Source organism: Gottfriedia acidiceleris, assembly GCF_050457485.1.
GTDB classification, from domain to species: Bacteria; Bacillota; Bacilli; order Bacillales; family Bacillaceae_G; genus Gottfriedia; species Gottfriedia acidiceleris_D.
Genome location: NZ_JBCMJM010000008.1, coordinates 160,606 through 184,246 on the forward strand (window position 1 = coordinate 160,606; position 23,641 = coordinate 184,246).

Genomic DNA, 23,641 nt, shown 5'->3' on the forward strand with positions numbered 1-23,641 from the left:
TTTAATTACAACAAGCAAAAATTTTCTGAAAATCCCCCTTCTCCTCTACTGCTAATAATGATATATTTTCTTCTAGAAGGTGTAAAAAATAGCCAATTTTCTAAGGGGAGATTTATAAATAAAAAAAACAGCTCTATTAGTAATTGATGTCCAGACTTTTATGTTCTCCGAATCTAATCCGGTGTATAACGCTGAAACATTATTAAATAATCTAAACAAATTGATCGATAAAGCAAGGGCTACGAATACGCCAATATTTTATATACAGCATTCTGAAGAAGGTTCTCCACTTGAATTTGGTACACCTGGTTGGGAAATTCAGTCAGATATTGCTCCAATAGATGGAGATATCATTATACATAAAACAACACCAGACTCATTTTTTAAGACGAATTTAAAAGAAGAGTTGGCAAAACAGGAAATTAATCATTTAGTCATGGCGGGAATTCAAACGGAAATCTGTGTTGATACAACGACTAGAAACGCCTTTGGAAATGGCTATGAAGTTACACTTGTTACGGATGCTCATAGTACATGGGATTCAGATGAGCTGACGGCTAAGCAAATTATTAAACACCATAATCAGACTCTGCGCTGGCTAACTGATCCTAAAACTACTAGTGAAGTTGAATTTTAATAAGGCAGCTAATAAGCTGCCTTTTTTTCTTAACATACGCTCACTTTCTTCTTTGCCTCACCTATCTGCGGTGCTTTTTAAGTCCTAGGTAAATTCACATATCAAAAAGCAAGCGCTTGCATTCAGTCTGAAATTCTTCTGAAAGGATGTCTTTGTTTTCCTTTAATCCTTAAGTATGCGAAACAATTATTTCACAATCTCCATCTAAAACAAACTCACCAAATCCAACAGGGATGATGAAGTTCGAACCTTTTGATAAGATATATTCTTCTCCGCTATGGATCAGTTTTCCATTACCGTTTATTACACTTAAAAGTAGATATTGATCATTATAAGTTAAATAAGCTTTTCCAGTAATATCCCATTTATATACGGTGAAAAATTCCGAATCTACAAATGTATTAATCTTTATATTTTCTTTTTCTTCCGTCTTAAATTCCACTTCTGTTTCTTGATGAGGAACTGTTGTTACATCAATTGCTTTATTTAAATGAAGTTCTCTTAAATTTCCTTCATGGTCTTTTCGATCATAATCGTATACCCGATAAGTCGTATCAGAGCTTTGTTGTGTTTCTAATACGAGAGTTCCTTCACATAAAGCATGAATAGTTCCACTAGGGACATAGAAAAAATCACCTGGCTTGATTTTTACTCGACGAAGTAAATCTGACCATTCTCCTTCTTTAATTTGGCTAATTAGTTCTTCTTTTGTTTTGGCATTATGTCCAAATATCATATGTGCATCTTCTTTACAGTCAAGAATATACCAACATTCTGTTTTACCGAGATCACCATTTTCATTAACTTTTGCATAAGAATCTTCAGGATGTACTTGAACAGATAAATCCATATTTGCATCTAATATTTTCGTTAAAAGTGGGAAAACTTCTTCCTTTGGGTGACCAAATAATTCGGGTTGCTTTTTCCATAATTCATTTAATTCAATACCTGCAAATGGACCATTTTCAATAATGGAAGCACCATTAGGATGAGCCGAAATTGCCCAGCATTCACCTGTATTTTCATTCGGTATATTATAGTTAAAATCTGATTTTAAAGCTGTTCCTCCCCAAATTCGTTCTTTAAATACTGGTTTTAAAAATAATGGTTGCATGCTAATTTCCTCCTATAGGCTATTTAAACTAGTGCATTTTTATTTAAAGCATTATGTGCAAGCATAAGCGCTCCGGTAACTCCAGCGTTATTACCTAAATCAGGTGGTACAATATACTCATTCAAATCTGGTAAACTAACATAATTGCAAATTAGCTCTTTTAAATATTTGTAAACACTTTCAAAAACTTGCATTTGATTCATTACACCCCCACCAAGAATGATTTTCTTAGGCGAAAGAATTAATATGTATTGCATAAGTGCTTGGGCAATATAATATCCTTCTAAATCCCAAACCTCTTTTCGATTAATCAGAATGGAACCAATTTGCCCCCATCGCGCTTCAATTGCAGGACCAGAGGCTAAGCCTTCTAAGCAATCACGATGATAAGGACAGTTCCCTACAAACTCATCATTCGGATGACGTCTCACTAATATATGTCCCATTTCAGGGTGTGTGATTCCTTGAAGTAAATGACTATTTACGACAGCTCCAGCTCCTATACCCGTACCAATTGTTATATATAAACAGCTATCTAACCCTTTTGCTGCACCAAAAATAGCTTCACCTAGTGCCGCTGCATTCACATCCGTATTAAAACCAATTGGAACAGAAAAATGCTGTTTAATTGCTTGTACGAAAGGAAAGCCTTGCCAAGCCATTTTAGGGGTTGATGTAATCGATCCGTAAGTAGAGCTCGCCTCGTTTACATCAATCGGACCAAATGATCCAATACCAATTGCTTTTATGGGATAATTCTTAAAAAATTCAATTACTTGTGAAATCGTTTCATCTGGCACAGTTGTCGGGAATTGAATACGCCTAATTAAATTGCCATTTTCATCTCCGATAGCACATACAAACTTTGTTCCACCTGCTTCGATTGCACCTAACATTTGCCATTACCTCCAATTAAAATAAACTAATTAAACCTTACATTATTTAAAGTAGTTAGAAGCTCGACTTACTTTTTTTGTATATAGAAACATTTTTAAAGAAAATCATGCGATTTATATCACTTGATTTATTGGACGAAATATATTTTTTAATCCATATATACTTATGAAAGCTATATAAAAAGAAGACTCTTTTCATGTACAAAAAAAAGAAGCCCCTCTCCCTCGAGCGACTTCCTTTTCCGTAAATTTTAAATTAAACTCCAAACGCCTATTTAGCCGATTTTTCTATTCAAAAGCTTAAATAAATAAACAGAATTGCATAGCATATTTATTAAAATCAAACACTTGTCCATTTCTTTTTGCTTGTCCAATCATAGGATATCGAGATGAAATTAAAGGATAAGGTAGTGGTATAAATGGGTTGCAATTGTAATAACGAAAGAAATGACGAAAGAAATAATAATAGAAATAATAGAAGAAATAACGAGGTTACATTTAATGCGAAAATCACGGTTGATAAAGAAGAATTCTGTCGTGCAGTAGATCGTTGCGAGGATGAAAGACGCGATAATTTCGATCGTCGTAGTGACAGATGGTGGAATTTTTAAGTTCAAAAAAGCAGAAAAAAGGAAATTCGTTTTTTCCTATACTAGGAATTGATTGAATGATAGGATACTATTCAATTTCTATCGCGAGAACATCTGTCCCTTCCTTTAACTAGGATAGTTGTTCTTTGTCTTTTCAATAATAATTGCTTGGATATGGTAATTATCTTTATCTTTGGGCTGTTACTTTTATTTAAATTTATTAAATGTGACTATACTCCTTGTTAGCATAATAAAAATGACTGCAAATGCAGCCATTATGATATTCAACTAAAGCAATGCGTTAGCCAACCATGAATCGATTATTCACCACAGTGAATGGAAGTTTATAACTTACTTCCATAGTAGTTCAATAAGGAACATAAAATATAGCCTGTATCTATTATTACTCGGTAATCATAGATACAGGCTATATTTTTGGGTAACTTGTAGACTTTATATATATTTAATTCATTGGCTGCCTTCTTTAATGCGCGAGGAAAATAATGATAACTAGGTAATATAGATAGGCTTAATCAAGTTAAGGATTCACGGGAGGTGTGAAGGTGTTAAACTTGTTAGGTATTTTACATTCTTAATTTAACCTCTTGATCCAGAATATGCATACTTGTATTGTACATTAAATATTCAATTTTTCGTTCGTAATTTATCCAATAAGCCATTGTCATTAATGATTTTGATTACCGAGATTTTTCCTTTTTCTTTTGGATAGAAGTAGACTTTACCTTCTACATTTGCAGTTTTTTCTTCATCTTTATTTTTCTGATAGCCAACCTCTGCTATGAAGGTATAACGAGCTGAATCATTATCACTTTGCTTAATTGAAATCTTCTTTAGACTTAACTTATATCCATTATCGTAAGCAAAATTCGAATATTGACTAAGAATTGTTGAAACGAAGGGATCGAGATAAGAATCTGTCATATATGGTCCGTATACCTCTGCTACATATTTATCGAACGTTGGGTTTTCTTCTTTATTATTTACAACAGTCCTATATTTAGGATTCCACATTAGATCAATAAGCTTCTTATCTGGACCAGTAAAAAGTTGCTCAAGAACTTTTTTTATTGCTGTCTTTGATGTTTCAGAAGATGACGCTTCGGTTGATTGTTCATTTTTTTGTTTCGTTGTTTTCGTAGAATCGGAACAGGAAGTAAGCATCATTGCAGCAATAAGTATAATAAATAATTTCTTAATCATAATTTATTCTCCTTTTAAGTAAAACTTAATTCATTTTATCTTAGCATGATAATTAATATAGATATGTCGATAGAAAAGGGGAGAAAGTAAAAGATAATTAAAATTTGAATAAATAGTACGCTGATATATTTTTAGATATGGATACTCCTTATACATTATTTACTTGGAAAGAGTTTGATAAAAAATTAAAGCAATTTTTTACTTTAGTATTTATCTAGTTTTTCTTAAGCAACTAGGGCATGCGTTAATTACATTAGAATATAATCTTGTTGTTGTTTAAAATACAATATTTTTTAGAAACAGAATTCCATATAATAAAGCCATACCAATTAAAACTAACAATCCAACCATTACAAATCCATATAAAAACCCCTTACCCATTGCAAATAAATCTAAAAACATATTTTTAAAGGTTCCAAGTAATTTATTCATAAATTCATCCCCTTCATATCTACTAACACAAATATTTTACCATAAAATTCCAAATATTTACACAACTCCCCTGTCATTTAGTCGAATAAGAATAAGCCACCTGAATTGGCAACTGCTATTCAACTCATGCATGTGTTAGTTACATAAGAACAATGTACTTTTACATAAATTCCTATTTCTTGGTAGAATTATTTTTTCTAAATATACAATAAAGAAAGAGTGCGACTCCTCCACCAAAAGCGCCAGCAAAATGAGAACTTCTTAAAGTATCATTCATAAGATACGCTGTCACTAAAAAAGCTAAAACAAACGAAATACTCAATAAAAAATTTGTTAAAAAGTATTTTCTTGAAAGCATGATTTACTCCAATCTTTTTTATTCTCTCTAAATAAATTCCATATATTTACAGTGAATCCTTCTTCAACTAAACTGCCATTTTGTTCAATAAAAAAGACCGACAAATCGTCGATCGCGTTGTTCAACTAATGCATTGCTTTAGTTGCATAAGAATGTTTAAGCATTGACTAATAACTGGCCCCAGCCTTTCAGGAAATTAAAAAGACCGTGCAAGACGGAATCCAAGGTCGTCTATGCAAAATGACGGATGGCTACGACGACGACATGAAGCGCCACAACCTCTTGCTACCTCTGCCCAGCTACCACCTCGAAAAATTCGGTAGGACCCATAGACCTGTTCATCATATAAATCCCAACACCACTCCCAAACATTTCCTAACATATCAAATAGACCCCATGCATTCGCTTCCTTTCTTCCTACTTCATGTATTTTATCTCCAGAATTTTCATTATACCAAGCAATTTTATCAAGTTCACCGTATCTATAACCCGTCGTCCCTGCTTTACACGCATATTGCCACTCTGCTTCTGTAGGAAGTCTATAGCCATCTGATTCCCAATCACAAATTATGTTTTCACCATCTTTACTTATTGAATAACACTCTTTCAGTCCTGCTTTCTGTGAAAGTAGATTACAAAAAGAAATTGCATCATTCCAAGAAATATTCACAACTGGTTTTAGATCTCTGACAAAAGTATTAAGTGATGTATTTGTTATAGTATTGTATATACCCACAGTTACAGGATACTGGGCAAGAAGAAATGGTCTTATTTCAGTTTTCCATTTACTTTTTATTCTATCGTCTCTTAATTCTATATTTCCCCCAGGAATTTTTACCATTTGATAGTCTATGTAACTCTTAATTTCATTTGACACTCTGTCGTCCTCCTAATGATCATGATTTAAATAAAAATCACCTCGTTAAGAACTATAAGATCAATTCAAAAATTATGTTGGTTTTTTGTAGATAAAAATCCGTTAGTAAAATAAAAAATTCTGCAAATCAGCATATTCGTTATACAACAAACGCATGCGTTAGTTGAATAAGATTATGCTTTACAGGAGTCTTGGATACGTCTTAACCGTGGGTATGTTTCCCAATGAATCATTTGTTTGTTTAATTTCTAATACCTATCATATTTATAATAATAATAATAGAAATAAAATACTCTATAAGGTAGACAATTTTGTGTCCTACGCTATAGAGTATTTTTGGTGTTACTTTTTAAATTGTTTTTTCAGAAAATAACTTAGTATAAAACCTAATCCACCTATTACGGAAACTGTCCTCGACAATGGCTTGCTCCCAACACCTAACGTTTGATGCACACCTTCCACATGTTCGAAGAATAGAGCAAGAGAAAGGGAGATCCAATCCCCTCCCCTGCCACAATCCCAGGCATCCCAAGAGATTACGTGACTAGGGTGTATCTGACACAGCCGTATATCTCCGAGAAAGGTGCTCTCGAATTCCGTGATGTGTGCTCTACTGCAACGAAATATTCAGCAATTTCCGGGTTATATCGTAAAATGACGTGGAATATAGGTCAAAGTAATTTCAGGGGCGTAGCATTTTTACATTTTATTACGAAGAAGGCCATTTCCATGCATACCTGATAATTAGACAAAGAAGAGCGACTTCTACAACAGCGCCAAACACCATGTGCGCCCAAGCCTCTCCTGCCAAATTAAACAACATATAGGGAATATACACCGCGGCAATAATGATATTTGCCCGGCGATTTACTTTAGCCGGCAGGGCAACAGAAAGGAAAATCATAAGAGCTGGAATTGTTACAAAAATCAGTGCTATCAATAGAAAGACATATGAAATGTCAAATGTAAATACTTTTCCTGCCAGAATATCTTCTATTTTGCCCGGCATATATAAGTGGAAATAATCAACATAAATATAGAGAAACATAAAACTCGCCCACAGCGCAGCAATCTTCAGTTTCGAACTGACTTTGATGTCTTCCAGTGCATTTTGTGCTTTATTTTGTGTATTCATATTATAATCTCCATTCATAAAATTAAAAGTTGTAATCCCTATATTCCACGTCATTTTACGATAACCATAATAATTCAATATTTTCGCATATCCTACGAAGAATTTATTTATTGATATAGAGACAACCTTGGCTCCGTTTCGGAAAAGCGATACAACTGTGTAGCTCTTTGTGAGTATTCATTCGATTTCTTCAAATCGCCCTTATGATCCCTCACCTCCTCAATGATACCCTTGCGACTTTGGGTTGATGTGATCTTGCGCACAAAATTCTTCTCGTCAAATATCAATCGCATTGATGATAGCAATACCTCAAATTTATGAACCTGGAGGGATACCTAAGGATACTATTGTGCGCACTAAATGATTTCATAATCTTATATTTCATCCATTTTTAAGATTATTACGTTGTTCTGGGATTGTAACTATTTTTAGTTTCTAATTCAGCCGTTTGGCCCTCAATTTCAAAAATCGGTTCATTTGCTCTTAAGTAATAAACGCATGCGTTAGATCGTGAGAAATTCTTTTAAACTTTATCTAAATCTTCCCATAGTTCGATTTCTTTTACTTCATATTCCTCTTTTTACAAACGCTTTAACATTAATTCGAGTCCACCTTTTAAGATACTTAAAAGGTATTTTCTTATTTCAAGATCAGTCTTATTTTCCCATCTGGACTGAGACATAATCATCCTACTTCAGCGCCACCGATCTCCGCGCTTCTTTAAGTAGTGGTTAAAAACATAGCGCCAAGGTATGACGAAAGGAAAAATCACGACTATCAAGCAGAATGTGGCATTTGCCTTGGTAGCATCGTCCATTTGACCAGATGACCATGAAGGGTACGCAACGATTATCAGCCAGATTGTTTTCCATACTAATTCCCACAGAAGCACGGGTATCATCTGCAGTGGATACCTCAGCCCAAGGATTGACAGAAGAGAAAAGGAGGTCAGCATGCAGGCAACCACTCCTTCCATTAGTTCCCAGGATTTATCCGGATGGATTAACTGATGGATTACTTCCGGCCATTGCACGGTAGCGAGACCCACGACTACAAGAAGATACAGCGCCCTCAGCAAATAAAGGCGAAACAACGACACTTCGTTGATTTTTTCATTCTGTTTAGTATTCATTTTTCATCTCCTTTATTAATAACTTGATAAAGCAAAAAAAATTAAAGCTCTTATACTTTATGTTCTATTTATAAATTGGATAACTATTCCAATTAATTAAAATGGGTGAGCTATGCAATATCCTAGTTTTAGAGCAGATTTCTTATTGAACAATCCTGCAAGTTTGTTCAATAAAAAACGAGCCACTTTTGTGACTCGTGATCTTCAACTACTATGGAAGTAAGTTATAAACTTCCATTCACTGTGGTGAATAATCGATTCATGGTTGGCTAACGCATGCGTTAGTTGAACAACTTTTGATTATTTATAGTTGTTTTTATTTTGAATTTAACGCCTTTTTCTTTTGCAATAATCAACATTTCTAAAATTTAATAAAAGTTATTCAATATTCTTTTAAATGGTTATTACTGAAAAAATAAACCCATGATTCATATTTTTCTTTAAGTATTGCTTCGTTAGTATTTCCAATTTCCACCATTTGCTCTGTCAGATTGCTAATTTGATTAGTCGGGTTTATGACCACCTTAGACGAATTACTAATTAGAACAGGACGATTTACATTTATAGAATTCTTGGGTTTTCTAATTCTTCCCCATTTTATTTCTGAATTATTTCTTATTAATACCTCAGCAGTATAAATTGCAATATCCATAGCAAGAATTTGTGTTCCAACACTTAATTCTTGAGTCTCTATTTCAATTATGTTTCGAAGTTGTTCAGGAATATTCAATTTCTCGATGATGATCTCTTCTTGTGTCTTTTCCTTAATTTCAATTTGACCTAAGAACCAACGCCACAATGGTATCAATGATAAAGGACTAAAGTTAAGAAATTCATTTGAATCATCGGTCGTATGTTTTATTGCTTTTTGTAATAAATCTAGCCTTATAGGTATTTGACTCTCAAACCAATTTAAAAGTGCTTTCGATTCTTTAGCACTTAATTCTCTAAAAGATTTTATTTCAAATGGTGGTTCCATGATTGGATATTCCATAAATTATTTACCTCTCTTATTATTTAACTATTATGGTGAAACTCAAGGTACTCAAGCAAATTTTTTGAAGCTCCAACATTGATTATCTATTAAATTCTACTTAAAAGTCTATTTATCTTTTGATTAAAAATAACCTTCAAATTCAAAACATAATTCTCATCATATTCATTCCTTAAGCAACTAATCTGCCATTTTGTTGAATAAAAAAATCGACTAAATAGTCGATCTTGTTGTTCAACTAATGCATGCGTTAGTTGAACAAGAATATATTATTTTGTTCTTAAAGGTACTTTGTCATCAACATAGACCAGCGTACCGTCAGTACTTATTAATTCAATATAAACTTGATTACTATCTCTCAATTTCTTTCGATAATCAGATAACTTAAAACTAAATGGAATCGTTATTACCTCATCATTTGATTTTGTGTTTTGAGGGAATAAATCAGCTATTTTAATAGGAAATTCTGAATCATCACCATCGTCATTACCACTTAATGCAAGAATTAAGCCCTGATCAAGCGAAGTGTATTTTGCAATGGTTATTTTCCCTTCGATTTTTTCATCCCAGTTGTATTTCTTTTTAGTTAAAATAATATTTCTAGGATACGAAGCTAAGTACTGCTGGATAAACTGTTTTTGCAATTTTTGACTAATATAAAATGTAGATTGTTTACCGTCATATGGGCTCGTTTCGTGTTCAAATGTCCAACCATATTCCATAAAAGTTAGCCTTACTTTATATGTATTCGGTTTTCTTTCATTGTAAATTTCTTTCTTATTTTCTAACAATAAATCTAACATCCATCCGTAATCCGCACTTTTTAGTTCAACTTGATTACCTAAACGTTTGTCATTACTGTTCACTCGTATTGATTCAATAAAAAAATCAGGATCATTTTCTTTAACATACTTTAGGTTTAGCTTTTTAATAGAAATTTGATCCCTCTCGTTATCTGGTATATTGCACTTAACCAGTAATAAACAGGATAAAAGTAATAAAGTAATTAATATGATAATCTTCTTGAAATGTGATGTCTTTTTCAATAAACATATACCTCAATTCATTTAAATAACTACTTTTATTATATCATTCCTTATTCAACTAAACTGCCATTTAGTTAAATAAGAATATCAACAATATATTTTAATAGACCCTAATAAAAAAGAAGCCGCTCCAACTAAAGCGACTTCCAACTTGTTATAATAAAATATTAAACTAAACTCTCCAAACGCTTACTTAACCGAATTCTCCAATCCTCAGCTAACTCAGGAACTTCCAATATCGCTTTTATTCCTTCAACATTTTTGGGATCATGGAAATAAATCTTGTTGCAATTAAGAACCGAAACTTTATTTTTTTGAGTTTCAATTAATTCTATTTCTGAATCTTTTCTGATTGTTCCCTCTTTTAATACTCGGCATAAGTAGCCTGTAAAACCAGTTTCTACGATTCTCTTAAGTGCTACATTTGTTCTCCTTGTAATTGTGTCACATGGTATTCTACTTTGAGTAATTTGTATAATTGCATCGCCAATTTGGTAGACATCGCCAATGCATACGTCTTTTTCTAACATATTTGTGACAGTAATATTTTCTCCGAATGCTGAAAGTGGTAAATTTATATTAAACTCTTTTTCCCAAAGTGCGTAGTGTTCATATGGGTACACACATACAGCTCGATCGGGCCCACCGTGATGTTTTAAGTCAGCTACTCCATCACCTTTAAAGCCTTCTTTTGATAAGTAAACTTCTTCTATTCCTTCTTTACAAATCCCCGTTATCATTTCTTTGTTTTCGCCGTATTCCATTTTACTCGGTAATCCTACTGCAAGATTAATTAACTCAACTTTATTTGCCATACCTTCCATCCTCTCATTTTTAAGTTTCTAATTGAAAAACTGGGTTTTATTTTATGTAAACTAAAATTTTGGAATAAAAAGGAAAACATCCTACATACAGCATTATATACTAATTTGAGACAATACCATTCTGCAAAATCATTTTTGTTTCAACTGTACGACTAACAGCATAATAAAAGAAATTAAGACCATTGAAAGCACCCATAACCAAGCCATTTTCATATTTCCAGCATCTATTGCTAAATAAATTGCCGTCGGGACAGTTTGTGTTTTTCCTGGTATGTTTCCTGCAAACATAAGTGTAGCACCGAATTCCCCTAGTACTCTTGCAACGCTTAATATACTTCCTGAGATAATGGCTTTTAATGAAAGTGGAATTGAAATCAAGAAAAAAACATTCCATTCACTTGCTCCACAAACTCGAGCTGCCTCTTCAATCTCATTGTCTACACCTTGGAATCCAGTTTTTGCAGATTGATACATAAGCGGAAACGCTACAATAATTGATGCAATTACAGCGGCCCACCATGTAAAAACAATTGGCTGTTTAACTAACCATTCGATCATTTTTCCAATGAAGCTTTGTCTTCCGAAAATGACTAATAGTAAAAATCCTACAACTGTAGGAGGAAGAACTAAAGGTAACATTAAAATTGTTTCTAGAAGTGTCTTACCTTTGAAGGATTTCATAGAGAGAATTCTTCCAGCTATAGTCCCTAAAATAATAACGATAAATCCTGCCACGATCGTAACCTTAAGGGAAATCTTAAGGGGAATTAAAAACTCTTCAATCAATTAAATTCCTCATTTCAAAATAAACCATATTTTCATCTATTTTTTTAATCTTCTATGAAATTACCTTTTGACATTTCATTCATCAAGAAATCTAAATAATTTTCTTCATCATAAAGATGGAAATATTGATAATCTTTTAATCTACCCTCTTCAATCTCAAAATGGCTGATCACACAGATAATATTCGTTAATGACCTTAGTAAATTTAGATCATCCTCACTTCTTATTAATACTACTTTTGGGTAACTTTCCCTTTTATAACCTTCAATAAAAATAATATCTGTTGAAAAAAAGCGATATAATTCAATTGTTTTCTTTAAATCCCAATTAATAAAATTTGTTCTTAATTGTAAGACTCCATCACCTTCAACACTAGAAACGATTGCTCCTGCATCCAAGTGACGACTACTGTCTTTGTGTTCTATTTCTACATCAGGCGCACCGCCATGACCATGATGTTTTATAGTAGCAGTTAATAATCCTTTTTGATTGGCCTTTTTAATGAGTTTTTTAGTAAGTGTTGTTTTCCCACTATTTTGATAGCCTACAATTTGCAAAATGGAATAGTTCTTTTTCATCGCTCTCAATTCCTTTTTATTAAATACTTTTATTATAAGGAGCCTACTGAAAAAACACCATTAATACAAAAATCAATTTAATCGATTCTTGTATTGATGGTGGAGCAGTTTAGTAAAGTCTTTAGAAGTTGTTCTTTAAAAGTTTTTTCCTTTAAATTTTATAATCATTGTTTTATGATAAGAAAAACAGAATTAATTTAAGGGGTATATGTAATGTCTAAAGTCATCCATGAATTTAATGACTATATACGAAAACTGCGTAAAGAATTATTTGGTAAAGGCCCTGAAAGAATCCATACTGTTTTTGTTGAAAATATGGCTGTTTCAACTTTGTATGGAAATCTGACACCTACTGAGCTATTTATCGCTCAAACTTCTGAAGGGCGTGATATCGTACATAATGCTAGAACTAAGATGATTCAAGATGTATATGCGAAAAATCATCCAGTAAAGTTAGAAGAAATCGTTGATGCTAAGTTTATCAATCTTTTTTCGGATATGAAAGTTGAAGAAGATATTGCGATTTCAGTTTTTGTCTTTGATAAAAAATTGGAAAACTTAATTGAATAGATCGTAGATGCTTCTAATCAATTAAGCTTATGTTCCGATCTTATTTATGGAAAAAGTCGCCACTTTTACCACCTTTTTTTTGAACTAAAAACGTTTCTTTTATGACCATACTTTTATCAACGGCTTTACACATATCATAAAATGTAAGGCCAGCTACACTTACAGCTGTAAGTGCCTCCATTTCAACTCCAGTTTTTCCGCTGCATTTCACTGTCGCACGAATGATTAAATCATATCCATTAGGTGCCTCTACATATTCGAATGTAAAGTCCGTTCCTGAAAGTGCGATTGGGTGACACATTGGAATAATGTCAGAAGTTTTTTTAGCTCCCATAATTCCAGCGATTTGTGCAACATTTAATGGATCACCTTTTTTAATTAATCCATTTTGAATTGCTTCATATAATTCCGTTGAGATCGAAATTGTACTTTGTGCAATTGCAACTCTTGTAGTGATGTCTTTGTCTGATATATCGACCATTTTAGGTCTTCCTTCTTCATTCCAATGTGAAAATTCACTCATGGGAGTACCTCCAGGTAAGTCTTAAATTTGATAAATTAAATCCAGTCAATCGGACTATTTATATTCTTAAAGATGAGATCGTCACTTAAAAATTGAACAGTCATTACATTTACTTCACTGAATAATAACTGTACTTTTCGAATGTTTTTATCTAAGATCTCTTTCATTTTTCCGATGCAATTTCGATGATAGAGCGCGAATAGTGGTTGAAGTTTATCGGACTGGATTGGAACGATTGCATCAACATTTGTATTTGCTGCCCTTTCGATCATGTTTTTTACAAAGTCAGCTGTAATAAAAGGTGTGTCGCAGGCTAGGACAAAATACCAGTCTTTGTTTGGTATGTTGGAAAATGCATTGTACATCGCATACAAAGGTCCTTGGTATTCTTTGGCTTCTCCTTCTATGACAAAGTCTAAATCATTTTTACTAAAATACGGAGCTAGTTTTTCGTTCGTTGAAATGATAATCGGTGAAATCGAATTTTCCTTTAAGGCTTCTACACTATATTCATACAATAATTTGTCTTTATACGTTTCAAACATTTTTGGTTTACCGTAACGGGATGACTTTCCACCTGCTAAAACGACGCCAGCTATGTTCATTGCCTATTTAATTCTTCCACAAAATGTTGGCATGTCGGTAGAATTAGTTTTGTCATTGCTAGATTTACTGCGTTTTTTGAACCTGGAATTACGTAGATCGCTTTATCATGAAAGCTACCTGCGATTGCTCTACTAAACATAGCCTTAGGACCGATTTCTGTATAACTTAATGAACGAAATAGTTCTCCAAATCCTTGCATTTCTTTATCGAGCATTTTTGAAATTGCTTCATATGTAACATCTCTTTTCGTAAACCCAGTACCACCAGTTATGATGATAACTTGAATCGTTTCATCTTCGCTCCATGATCTAACAATCGAATCGATCAATGCTATTTCATCTTTTGTGATTTTATAATCATGGACGATATGTTTTTGCTCGTCTAATAAAGCTTTAATTAGTTTACCGCTCTCGTCATTTTCAACAGTTCTAGTATCACTAACTGTTAAAACCGCAGCGTTAACAATCGCTTTTTCATTATGCTTATGCATCATTCTACCTCCTTTCAAGCTCTATAAAGTCCATTAGCCCCCACTTACTGGTGGAATAAATGCCACAGTATCTCCATCATTTACAATTTCATCATCCGTTACAAACTCTTCATTTACTGCAGTCATAATCTGATTCAGTTGTGGTAAATCATAGTTAGTCATAAGCCAGTATTTTAACTCTTTTACGTTTATTCCATTCTTATCGATTACTGTCAATTCATCAGTTCCAGCTTTCTCACGTAAATGAGCAAACAATAAAACTTTAATCATTTTGATTCCTCCACACTTGATTTTCCTTCTTGGTATGGTGTATTTTCTAATTGGTCACCAATCCACATTGTACCATCTTCCCAAAACTCTTTTTTCCAGATCGGAACGATTTGTTTAATTCGTTCGATTGCATATTCATTTGCTTCATAAGCAACTTTACGGTGCGGAGAGGAAACTGCAATCACAACGGCTATATCGCTAATCTTTAATCTTCCAACTCGATGAGTAATCGCAACAATTGCTTCCGGCCATTTTTGCTTAATTTCATCACCAATTTGGGCAAGTTTTTTTACGGCCATTGATTCATATGCTTGATACTCTAACGACAAAGTCTTTTTTCCTTTTGTTAGCTCTCTAACTGTACCAATAAAAACAGTAATGGCTCCTGCATTTCTACTTTTTACTTTATCTGAAACTTCCTCAACAACAATCGGTGTATCGACAATATTAAATAATGTTTGTTCCAAGTAAACCACTTCACTTTTCTTAAATTAATAGCATTCTATTTTACTTATATGCTGGTATGAAATCATGCCATGGCCATTTACTTCCTTCATGGTCTTCTAATAATAATAAGTCGACCGACATACCTTTTTCATATTTTCTAGTTCCTCCAGGTAAAACAATAAAAGCATCCGTATAAGCTAATGAAGATACGGCACTAGACTTATCAAAACCTGCTGGAATTGCTGTTAATTGCCCTTCATGATAAACAATTTTACCTCTTACAAATCTTGTAAATGGATTTGGTTTTGGAAAGTCTTCTCCTAAAATTGCACTTACTCTTTTTAAATGTGGTGTTTCGTTAAATAAATAAGATTGGATAATCGGTCTTACAAATAGCTCAAATCCAACAAAACAAGCAGATGGATTCCCCGATAAACCAAATAATAATTTATTTTCAAAATGCGCTACTGTTGTTACACTTCCTGGACGCATAGCAATTTTATTAAATAAAACGGTAGCTCCTAATCTTGCATAAATATCTGGTAAATAGTCATAATCACCGACAGATACTCCACCGGTCGTAATTAGAATATCAACTTGCTCTAACGCATTTTGAACTTCTAAAAAACAAGTATCCAAATCATCGCTAAACTTTCCTAAATATTTTGGGATTGCACCTGCTTTTTGGATTTGAGCAAGAACCATATAAGAATTACTATTGCGAATTTTACCAGGTTCAAGTGGTTCATCGACATCAAGTAACTCACTCCCTGTCGCAATGACTCCGATGACTGGCTTTTTCGCTACAGGAACTTGACTATATCCAAAAGTAGCAAGTAAAGCGATCACTCCCGGGTTGATTTCAGTTCCTTTTTTAACAACAATATCGCCTTTATGCGTTTCTTCCCCTTGGAATGAAATATTATCGCCTTTTTGATAAGAACGTTTAATCTCAATAAACGTTTTATCTTCAGTCTTAATCTCTTTCGCTAATTCAAGCATGACAACTGCTGAACAACCTTGAGGTATTTGTGCTCCTGTCATAATACGAACGGCCTGTAATGGAGCTACTTCATTTGGAAAAACTGAACCAGCTCCAATTTCTCCAACTACTTCAAAGATTGTTGGATTTTCATTACTTGTAAGAATAGTATCTTCAGCTCGAATCGCAAAGCCATCATATGGAGAACGGTCAAAAGCAGGTATATCCTGATCAGCTTTTATATCATCAGCTAATACTCGGCCATATGCTAAATCGATTGATACCATTTCTTTTGATCCGTGTTTGGCAAAATCCATCACTTTACGAACTGCTTCTTCGACCGGTAGTGGTACTCGTTTTTCAACCATTCTTTTCATCCTCTCTTCCTCTCTCTATTAACCTAATAAACGATAATATAGTTTTTTAGCTTCCTGTATATCATTTGTTCCGTGAACAAAAACCCTTCCATCCTGAAAAACAACAAATCGATAATCTTCTATCTGACAAGAGATCAAATAAGGATTCCGTACTACTTTTCCGTGTTGTTTTAGTTGAATTTCTAGTTCATCAAAGTCGTAATTTTTAGTCGTTGAAGGTCTAATTTGAACCGTGTTTCGCCCACAAAGTGTACTTGTTTTCGTTTGATTTTCAAAGGCTAAATAAGGATACGTCCTATTTGTTCCACATGAAGGACAATCATCTGATTTGAGTTTCGTCACTTTAAAGGAGAAATGTTGATTATTCCATAAATCAAATGTAAGAAATTTTGGATTAACCGCTGAATAATCCTCAACTAATAGTTTTAATACTTCAGCTACCTGGTATGCCGCTACTAATTGTACCGCAGGACTAATGACTCCAGCTGTGTCACAAGTCACACCAGGTACTGGTAAACTTTTTAATATACAATTTAAACAAGGAGTTTTACTAGGTAGAATCGTGCAACACATACCAAAGCTCCCAACACATGAGCCATACACCCACGGAATTTCATATTTCTGAGATAAATCATTTATGATAAAACGAATATCAAAATTATCTGTTGCATCAATCATAACATCAGTGTCCTTCAAATGGACTTCCATATTATCTGCACTTGCATCCATTACTAGCGCATTGATGCTCACATCTGAATTTATTTTTTGGAGACGCTTTTTAGCGGAAATTACTTTCGGCAATTTCTCAAATGCATCTTCTTCGGTATAAAGCTGTTGCCTTTGCAAATTACTCATTTCAACATAATCTCGGTCAATTAAAGTTAACTTTCCGATTCCAGCTCTAACAAGTGCCTCGGCGCTAGCACTTCCTAACGCGCCTGCCCCAACAATTAAAACATGTTTCTTTCTAATTAATTCTTGTCCATTTTCACCAATCGGGGTAAAAAGCTGCTGACGTGAATAACGTTCTGACATAAGATATCCTCCATTAAAGAGCAGGACCTAGCGAAAGAGTTAAAAAGTTTTCTCCGGGTATCCTCACCAATTTTTCTGCTTTTCTTGTTTTCCCTCTATTAAATAAAGCAGCATTAAGAAATCCTCATCATATAAGGAGTTCTGAATGCTGCTTAATTTCTCTGCTAAACGAACAGAGATACCAATCATCACTTTCTAATTTTTAGTTAAAGCATTATACAGAAATTGCATAAACTCCAAACCTTCTATTATTGGTAATGATTAACCACCTATATGGGACATTTCAATTTTATGTGATGATTTATCATTCATTTTTTTCGTATTACTTAATCGGTCATCTGAATAACGATCCGTTCGATTATTCCATATCGATAGAATCGTTTCTTTTATTTGTTCATCATCTTGGTTAGACCTTACCAATTCTTTTAGATCATAACCTTTTGTTGCAAATAAACATGTGTATAATTTTCCTTCTGCAGATATACGTGCTCTTGTACAAGTTGAACAAAATGAATCGGTCACTGATGAAATAATGCCAATTTCATCATCACTATCTTTGTAACGATATCGATTCGCAACTTCTCCTACATAATTAGCTTCTGTAAATTCTAAAGGCATGACTTCATTAATCGTATCGATGATTGTTTGTTTTCCTACTACTTCATCGAGCCTCCAGCCGTTATAATTTCCAACATCCATATACTCAATAAAACGAAGAATATGTTTTTTCTTTTTAAAGTATTGTGCCATCGGAATAATATCTTGTTCATTCTTACCTTTTTGAACAACCATATTGATTTTAACCTTCATTCCGACATCAGAAGCAGCTTGTATCCCTTCAAGTACAGACTTTACATTTCCTCGATTACCAGTCATATATGAAAATCGTTCTTCATCTAAAGAATCTATACTTACTGTCACTCTTCTTAAACCGGCTTCATATAAATCTTTTGCAAACTTTTTAAGTAAAGTACCGTTTGTTGTTAAAGCAATATCTTCAACACCATCTATTTTATTTAATCGTTCAATCAGTTTAGGTAAATTTTTACGTAATAAAGGTTCTCCACCAGTAATTCTAATTTTTCTTACCCCTAAAGATACAAAAATACGCGTTAATCTTTCAATTTCATCAAAAGATAGTATTTTATCTTGTGATAAAAAAGAATAGTCCTGACCAAAAATTTCTTCCGGCATACAATAACGGCAACGAAAATTGCAGCGATCGGTAACAGATATACGTAAATCCTGTAAAGGTCGATGATGTTTATCCAATGCAACATTTTTCATAACCATTGCCTCACTTCTTTTTATTTCATAATGATCTGTTTTTAGTTTCTATTTCAGAATACGCTTTGAATGAGTATACACATTAAGTGACTGATTTCGAATAAATCCAACTGTCGTAATACCTAATTCTTCAGCTAATTGAAGAGCTAATTCTGTTGGAGCTGATTTTGTCAGTATGACCTCACAACCAATTTTAGCTACTTTTAGTAAAATTTCAGAAGATAATCGCCCACTAAAAACAATTATTTTATCTGAAATACGAATATTATTTTTTAGACAATATCCATAGATTTTATCTAATGCATTATGCCTACCAATATCCATTCTATTCAAAACGATCCCATTTAAATCACATAAAGCAGCATTATGGACTCCTCCTGTTTCATGAAACAAAAATGCGGACTGTTGCATTTCTTTCATTAATCGAAAACAATCTTGAAATGAAAGTTGAACATTCACTTCATTCATTTTTTTTGCAGTTAATGCATCATTTACAAAAACAAACCCTTGTCTACTCATTCCACAGCATGATGTAATATATCTTTTACTCTGAATATCTTTATAATATGGATTAATATTCTTTGTTTTTACATGGACAAAGCCTTCTTTTTCTTGGAACCATATGTTTTCTATATCCTCGAATTTTCGGATAACCCCTTCAGATGCTAAAAATCCTACGACCATATCCTCAATGTATTCTGGGGTACTGACCATCGTAACGAATTCTTGTCCATTGATTTTTACCGTGACGGGAAATTCTGTGACAACGCTGTCTTCAATAAAGTTTGTTTCACCATTTTCAAAGCGGAGAATTCTTCTTCTCACTTCAGTTGGTAGCATCGTTAAAGATTCCCTTCTTCCTGAACATATCGGGTTTTTTCAAAAAATATTCATTAAGAGACAAACCATTCAATTCGTTTTTTGATTAAAAGGTTCATCTCTTATTATTAAACTCTTTTCTATTAAATACAAATTGTTTTTTCTATTATTCTTTTAGACCTTTTCCCATACCTTTTAGAAAATTAATACCAAAACCAACTGCACGATTTACATCAGGATCTTTTAAAACTTTTACTAAATCAAAAATTCCTAACTTGTCATCCTTTTCAAGATGTTTATTTCCTTCATCGATTCCTTTTGTTACGGAATTGATTAGCTTTGTTGTTGTTTCTGGATCCACATTTGAAAGTGCACCAGCAGCTCCCATAATATTATTGATGATATTCGTGACTGGCTCGCGGTTCATTTGTCCTAAAGCAATTTTTGTAATTTTCTCTTTAGATTGTAGCATTGAATTTGCAGCTTCAAGGACACCTGTTTCATTTAATTCAGAAACGATGTTTAAAATTTTATTTAACGAATCTTCATTTTCTGCTAATAAAAGCTTCAAATCCTCTAGTTTCTGCTGGTTTTGCTCTTCTTTAGTTGGTACGTATTTTTGAATCGTCGTGATTGGTTGCGCCATCTTTATTCCCCTTTATTTTGTCGTTAAGTGGACGTATCCTTTTCGTTCCCATTTACGCTGTACCTCAACTCCAGTTTGAGGGTTGCGCTTTTTATTACGTGGGTTCGACTTTGGCAACGGACTTTCACCTTCTACACGTAATACTTCCATCCGTACTTTCGTTTGTTTATAAGCTGGTGTATTTGTACGGTGATCTTTAGCTGGACCTGTTAAGAAATTGATTGCAGATTCTTTACTTGTTGAATTCATCGGTAAGAACAACTCATTTTTTTGTACTCGATCAGTTACCAGTGCTGGTAATTTCAGTGCTCCATATGGTGATACTAATCGAACTAGTGAGCCATCTTTAATGCCACGTTCATTCGCAAGCTCTGGTGAAACCTCTACAAAAATCTCAGGTACTTTTAATTGAATACCGTATGATTTATTCGTCATATTCCCTTCATGGAAATGCTCAAGCATACGACCATTATTAATTAATAGGTCAAACTCTTCTGCAAACTCAGTAGGTTCCATCCAATCAGCTAAAGCAAACCTTGCCTTTTTATCAGGAAAATTAAAACCATCCTCATAAAGCAGTGGTGTACTTGCTCCGTCTAAACTTCCCCAAAGGAAACTATCCCAGCCTTCCATCACTTCGTAGCTAGCTTGTGAGAATAGTGGTGCTAAACTTGCCATTTCAGCGAATATTTCACCTGGATGTTGATAGTTCCAATTTGCACCTAATCGGTTTGCAATTTCTTGGACAATCCACCAGTCAGCCTTCGATTCTCCAAGAGTTGGTAATGCTTGATATAATCTTTGTACTCGACGCTCAGTATTTGTAAATGTTCCTTCTTTTTCAAGTGATGGCGCAGCAGGTAAAATAACATCCGCATATTGCGCTGTTTTTGAGAAGAAGAGATCTTGTACGACAAAGAAGTCCAAATCTGATAAAACTTCATGAACGTGGTTGGCATTACAATCGACAAGCGCCATATCTTCACCAACTAAGTACATTGCTTTCATTTCGCCTTTTTCGATTGATTGAAGCATTTGGATATTATCTAAACCAGGTTTTCCTCCGATTTCAACGCCCCACGCTTTTTCAAACTTCATGCGAGCCGTGTCATCCGTTACATGTTGGTAACCAGGAAGCCAACCAGGAAGAGTACCCATATCACAAGCACCTTGTACATTATTATGACCACGAAGCGGATAAGCGCCAGCACCAGGACGTCTATAGTTTCCTGTTGCGAGCAATAAGTTCGAAATCGCAGCGGAGGTATCAGAGCCACCAGTGTTTTGTGTCACGCCCATGCCCCATAAAATACAAGTTCCATCAGCTTCACGAATCATTTCAGCTATTTGAATTAATGTTTCCTTTGAAATTCCAGTTACACTTTCGGCATATTCAAGCGTATATTTCTCAAGTACAACTTTAAAGTCTTCAAAGAAATGAACATTCTCATAGATGAATTTTAAGTCATGCCAGCCTTGGTCAATGATATATTTCGTTACTGCCATCAACCATACTTGGTCTGTACCTTGCTTTGGCCTAATAAAGATGTCAGAGCGTTCTGCCATTTCATTTTTACGAAGATCGGCAACAATCAGTTTTTGTCCATGTAATTTATGTGCTCGCTTAACTCTTGTCGCAAGTACAGGATGACCTTCTGCTGGATTCGCACCGACGATAATAACTAGTCCAGCCTTTGCGATATCCTTTATCGTTCCTGCATCTCCACCCATACCAACTGTACGGAATAATCCATCTGTTGCTGGTGATTGACAGTAACGTGAGCAATTATCAACATTATTTGTTTCAAATACTTGTCGTGCCAACTTCTGGATTAAATAGTTTTCTTCATTCGTAATTTTCGAAGAAGAAATAAATCCTACAGAGCCTTTTCCATATTCTTGTTTAATGGAACCAAGTTTACTTGCAACTAAATCAAGGGCTTCATTCCAGCTCGCTTCAACAAATACGCCATTTTTTCGAATTAATGGCTTTGTAATTCGTTCTTCTGAGTTTACAAAATCCCAACCAAATTTACCTTTTACACAAGTCGAAATTGCATTGACTGGTGCATCAGAGCTAGGTTGGACTTTTAAAATTTTTCGATCCTTCGTCCAAACCTCGAATGTACAGCCAACACCACAGAAAGTACAAACTGTTTTAGTCTTTTTCGTACGTGTTTCACGCATTGCAGCTTCAACTTCTGAAACTGCGAAAATACCACTATATCCAGGCTCTACTTTTTTTACTAAATCGATCATCGGATCAAGTAACTCATCGTTTAATCCAGTCATATAACCAGCTTCACCAAGCATTGATTTTTCCATTAATGCATTACAAGGACAAATTGTTACACATTGTCCACAACTTACACATGATGAATCATTAATCGAAACACCCTTGTCCCAAATAACACGTGGACGTTCAGCTTCCCAATCAATAGATAATGTCTCATTTACTTGAAGATTTTGACATACTTCCACACACTGTCCACATGCAATACATTGATTTGGATCATATCGATAAAAAGGATGTGTCAAGTCTACTTCACAAGAAGCTACCTTTGGCTGATAAGGATACTTTTGGTGTTCAATGCCAATTTCTTCAACCGTATTATGTAGCTTACAATTTCCATTGTTATTATCACAAACTGTGCAATATAATAAATGATTTTCTAATAAACGATCCATTGCTTCGGTTTGAGCTTCCTTCGCTCTAGGTGAAGTCAATTGAATATTCATTCCGCTCATTGCTTCAGTTGAACATGAGCGTTTTAGTTCACCATTAACTTCTACAATACAAGTATCACAAGTTTGAATTGGATCAACTTCAGGAACATAACAAATTTGTGGGTGACTAATTTCATTTTGATTGATGATTTGTAAGATTGTAGATCCTTGCTTTGCGATTACTTCTTTCCCGTCAATCGTGATTGTAACCATGTTATTTTTCACGGTTTTCCTCCCCTTTT

The 23,641-nt window shown here is 34.0% G+C and carries 27 protein-coding genes and 1 pseudogene; 3 read left to right on the forward strand and 25 right to left on the reverse strand.

What is annotated here, in order from left to right:
• Window positions 1-118 precede the first annotated feature (118 nt).
• A complete protein-coding gene (locus tag ABEY15_RS09485) occupies window positions 119-637 on the forward strand; it encodes a cysteine hydrolase family protein (protein ID WP_429890066.1) in 519 nt (172 codons plus the stop codon).
• A gap of 169 nt (window positions 638-806) precedes the next feature.
• Here ABEY15_RS09485 and manA read toward each other — a convergent pair whose 3' ends face one another.
• Both manA and ABEY15_RS09495 read right to left on the reverse strand, forming a co-directional pair.
• Window positions 807-1,751 carry a mannose-6-phosphate isomerase, class I gene (manA, locus tag ABEY15_RS09490; protein ID WP_429889802.1) on the reverse strand — a complete coding sequence of 315 codons (945 nt, stop codon included), beginning with the start codon at window positions 1,749-1,751 and terminating at the stop codon, window positions 807-809.
• 23 nt (window positions 1,752-1,774) lie between these two features.
• Complete coding sequence (locus ABEY15_RS09495) at window positions 1,775-2,647, reverse strand: ROK family protein (RefSeq protein WP_429889803.1); 873 nt, start codon at window positions 2,645-2,647, stop codon at window positions 1,775-1,777.
• 419 nt (window positions 2,648-3,066) lie between these two features.
• Between ABEY15_RS09495 and ABEY15_RS09500 the strand changes: the two genes are divergently transcribed.
• Complete coding sequence (locus ABEY15_RS09500) at window positions 3,067-3,258, forward strand: hypothetical protein (protein WP_429889804.1); 192 nt, start codon at window positions 3,067-3,069, stop codon at window positions 3,256-3,258.
• Between the two features lie 624 nt (window positions 3,259-3,882).
• Here ABEY15_RS09500 and ABEY15_RS09505 read toward each other — a convergent pair.
• The 12 genes and pseudogenes from ABEY15_RS09505 to mobB form a co-directional block, all read right to left on the reverse strand.
• Window positions 3,883-4,458: a hypothetical protein gene (locus tag ABEY15_RS09505; protein ID WP_429889805.1), complete on the reverse strand. Its 576-nt coding sequence runs from the start codon at window positions 4,456-4,458 to the stop codon at window positions 3,883-3,885.
• 276 nt (window positions 4,459-4,734) lie between these two features.
• Window positions 4,735-4,890: a hypothetical protein gene (locus ABEY15_RS09510; protein ID WP_429889806.1), complete on the reverse strand. Its 156-nt coding sequence runs from the start codon at window positions 4,888-4,890 to the stop codon at window positions 4,735-4,737.
• 172 nt (window positions 4,891-5,062) lie between these two features.
• Window positions 5,063-5,248, reverse strand: coding sequence for a hypothetical protein (locus ABEY15_RS09515; protein ID WP_429889807.1), 186 nt, complete (start codon window positions 5,246-5,248; stop codon window positions 5,063-5,065).
• 196 nt (window positions 5,249-5,444) lie between these two features.
• Complete coding sequence (locus ABEY15_RS09520) at window positions 5,445-6,089, reverse strand: formylglycine-generating enzyme family protein (RefSeq protein ID WP_429889808.1); 645 nt, start codon at window positions 6,087-6,089, stop codon at window positions 5,445-5,447.
• A gap of 745 nt (window positions 6,090-6,834) precedes the next feature.
• Window positions 6,835-7,260, reverse strand: coding sequence for a DUF6326 family protein (locus ABEY15_RS09525; RefSeq protein WP_429889809.1), 426 nt, complete (start codon window positions 7,258-7,260; stop codon window positions 6,835-6,837).
• Between the two features lie 107 nt (window positions 7,261-7,367).
• A pseudogene (locus tag ABEY15_RS09530) lies at window positions 7,368-7,541 on the reverse strand (ADP-ribose pyrophosphatase); the annotation flags it as partial.
• A gap of 413 nt (window positions 7,542-7,954) precedes the next feature.
• A complete protein-coding gene (locus ABEY15_RS09535; RefSeq protein WP_429889810.1) occupies window positions 7,955-8,392 on the reverse strand; it encodes a hypothetical protein in 438 nt (145 codons plus the stop codon).
• Between the two features lie 382 nt (window positions 8,393-8,774).
• Complete coding sequence (locus ABEY15_RS09540; RefSeq protein WP_429889811.1) at window positions 8,775-9,386, reverse strand: hypothetical protein; 612 nt, start codon at window positions 9,384-9,386, stop codon at window positions 8,775-8,777.
• Window positions 9,387-9,655: 269 nt separating this feature from the next.
• Window positions 9,656-10,432, reverse strand: coding sequence for a hypothetical protein (locus ABEY15_RS09545; protein ID WP_429889812.1), 777 nt, complete (start codon window positions 10,430-10,432; stop codon window positions 9,656-9,658).
• 167 nt (window positions 10,433-10,599) lie between these two features.
• Window positions 10,600-11,247, reverse strand: coding sequence for an MOSC domain-containing protein (locus ABEY15_RS09550; RefSeq protein WP_429889813.1), 648 nt, complete (start codon window positions 11,245-11,247; stop codon window positions 10,600-10,602).
• Window positions 11,248-11,385: 138 nt separating this feature from the next.
• Window positions 11,386-12,042, reverse strand: a complete 657-nt coding sequence (gene modB / locus ABEY15_RS09555; protein ID WP_429889814.1) for a molybdate ABC transporter permease subunit — start codon at window positions 12,040-12,042, stop codon at window positions 11,386-11,388.
• Between the two features lie 44 nt (window positions 12,043-12,086).
• Complete coding sequence (gene mobB / locus ABEY15_RS09560) at window positions 12,087-12,620, reverse strand: molybdopterin-guanine dinucleotide biosynthesis protein B (RefSeq protein ID WP_429889815.1); 534 nt, start codon at window positions 12,618-12,620, stop codon at window positions 12,087-12,089.
• Window positions 12,621-12,833: 213 nt separating this feature from the next.
• Here mobB and ABEY15_RS09565 point away from each other — a divergent pair, with 213 nt between their 5' ends.
• A complete protein-coding gene (locus ABEY15_RS09565) occupies window positions 12,834-13,190 on the forward strand; it encodes a DUF2294 domain-containing protein (protein WP_429889816.1) in 357 nt (118 codons plus the stop codon).
• Between the two features lie 40 nt (window positions 13,191-13,230).
• Here the strand turns inward: ABEY15_RS09565 and moaC are convergent, their stop codons facing one another.
• The 11 genes from moaC to fdhF all read right to left on the reverse strand — a co-directional run bounded on the left by moaC (window position 13,231) and on the right by fdhF (window position 23,612).
• On the reverse strand, window positions 13,231-13,713 hold the full coding sequence (moaC, locus tag ABEY15_RS09570) for a cyclic pyranopterin monophosphate synthase MoaC (RefSeq protein WP_069034221.1): 483 nt from the start codon (window positions 13,711-13,713) through the stop codon (window positions 13,231-13,233).
• Between the two features lie 35 nt (window positions 13,714-13,748).
• Window positions 13,749-14,318, reverse strand: coding sequence for a molybdenum cofactor guanylyltransferase (locus ABEY15_RS09575; RefSeq protein WP_429889817.1), 570 nt, complete (start codon window positions 14,316-14,318; stop codon window positions 13,749-13,751).
• On the reverse strand, window positions 14,315-14,809 hold the full coding sequence (locus ABEY15_RS09580) for a MogA/MoaB family molybdenum cofactor biosynthesis protein (RefSeq protein ID WP_429889818.1): 495 nt from the start codon (window positions 14,807-14,809) through the stop codon (window positions 14,315-14,317). The genes ABEY15_RS09575 and ABEY15_RS09580 overlap by 4 nt, the downstream gene beginning before the upstream one ends.
• Window positions 14,810-14,842: 33 nt before the next feature.
• Window positions 14,843-15,079 (reverse strand): molybdopterin converting factor subunit 1, encoded by a 237-nt coding sequence (gene moaD, locus ABEY15_RS09585; RefSeq protein WP_429889819.1) that lies wholly within the window; start codon window positions 15,077-15,079, stop codon window positions 14,843-14,845.
• The gene (locus ABEY15_RS09590; protein ID WP_429889820.1) at window positions 15,076-15,546 is read right to left on the reverse strand and encodes a molybdenum cofactor biosynthesis protein MoaE; all 471 of its coding nucleotides are present in this window, start codon (window positions 15,544-15,546) and stop codon (window positions 15,076-15,078) included. The genes moaD and ABEY15_RS09590 overlap by 4 nt, the downstream gene beginning before the upstream one ends.
• Window positions 15,547-15,586: 40 nt before the next feature.
• On the reverse strand, window positions 15,587-16,876 hold the full coding sequence (locus ABEY15_RS09595) for a molybdopterin molybdotransferase MoeA (RefSeq protein WP_429890067.1): 1,290 nt from the start codon (window positions 16,874-16,876) through the stop codon (window positions 15,587-15,589).
• Window positions 16,877-16,903: 27 nt separating this feature from the next.
• A complete protein-coding gene (locus ABEY15_RS09600; protein WP_429889821.1) occupies window positions 16,904-17,920 on the reverse strand; it encodes a molybdopterin-synthase adenylyltransferase MoeB in 1,017 nt (338 codons plus the stop codon).
• Window positions 17,921-18,181: 261 nt separating this feature from the next.
• Window positions 18,182-19,207, reverse strand: a complete 1,026-nt coding sequence (gene moaA / locus ABEY15_RS09605; RefSeq protein ID WP_429889822.1) for a GTP 3',8-cyclase MoaA — start codon at window positions 19,205-19,207, stop codon at window positions 18,182-18,184.
• A gap of 48 nt (window positions 19,208-19,255) precedes the next feature.
• Window positions 19,256-20,047 (reverse strand): formate dehydrogenase accessory sulfurtransferase FdhD, encoded by a 792-nt coding sequence (fdhD, locus tag ABEY15_RS09610; protein WP_429889823.1) that lies wholly within the window; start codon window positions 20,045-20,047, stop codon window positions 19,256-19,258.
• A gap of 145 nt (window positions 20,048-20,192) precedes the next feature.
• Window positions 20,193-20,672 (reverse strand): DUF1641 domain-containing protein, encoded by a 480-nt coding sequence (locus tag ABEY15_RS09615; protein WP_429889824.1) that lies wholly within the window; start codon window positions 20,670-20,672, stop codon window positions 20,193-20,195.
• Window positions 20,673-20,684: 12 nt separating this feature from the next.
• Window positions 20,685-23,612 (reverse strand): formate dehydrogenase subunit alpha, encoded by a 2,928-nt coding sequence (gene fdhF / locus ABEY15_RS09620; RefSeq protein WP_429890068.1) that lies wholly within the window; start codon window positions 23,610-23,612, stop codon window positions 20,685-20,687.
• Between the last annotated feature and the right edge of the window lie 29 nt (window positions 23,613-23,641).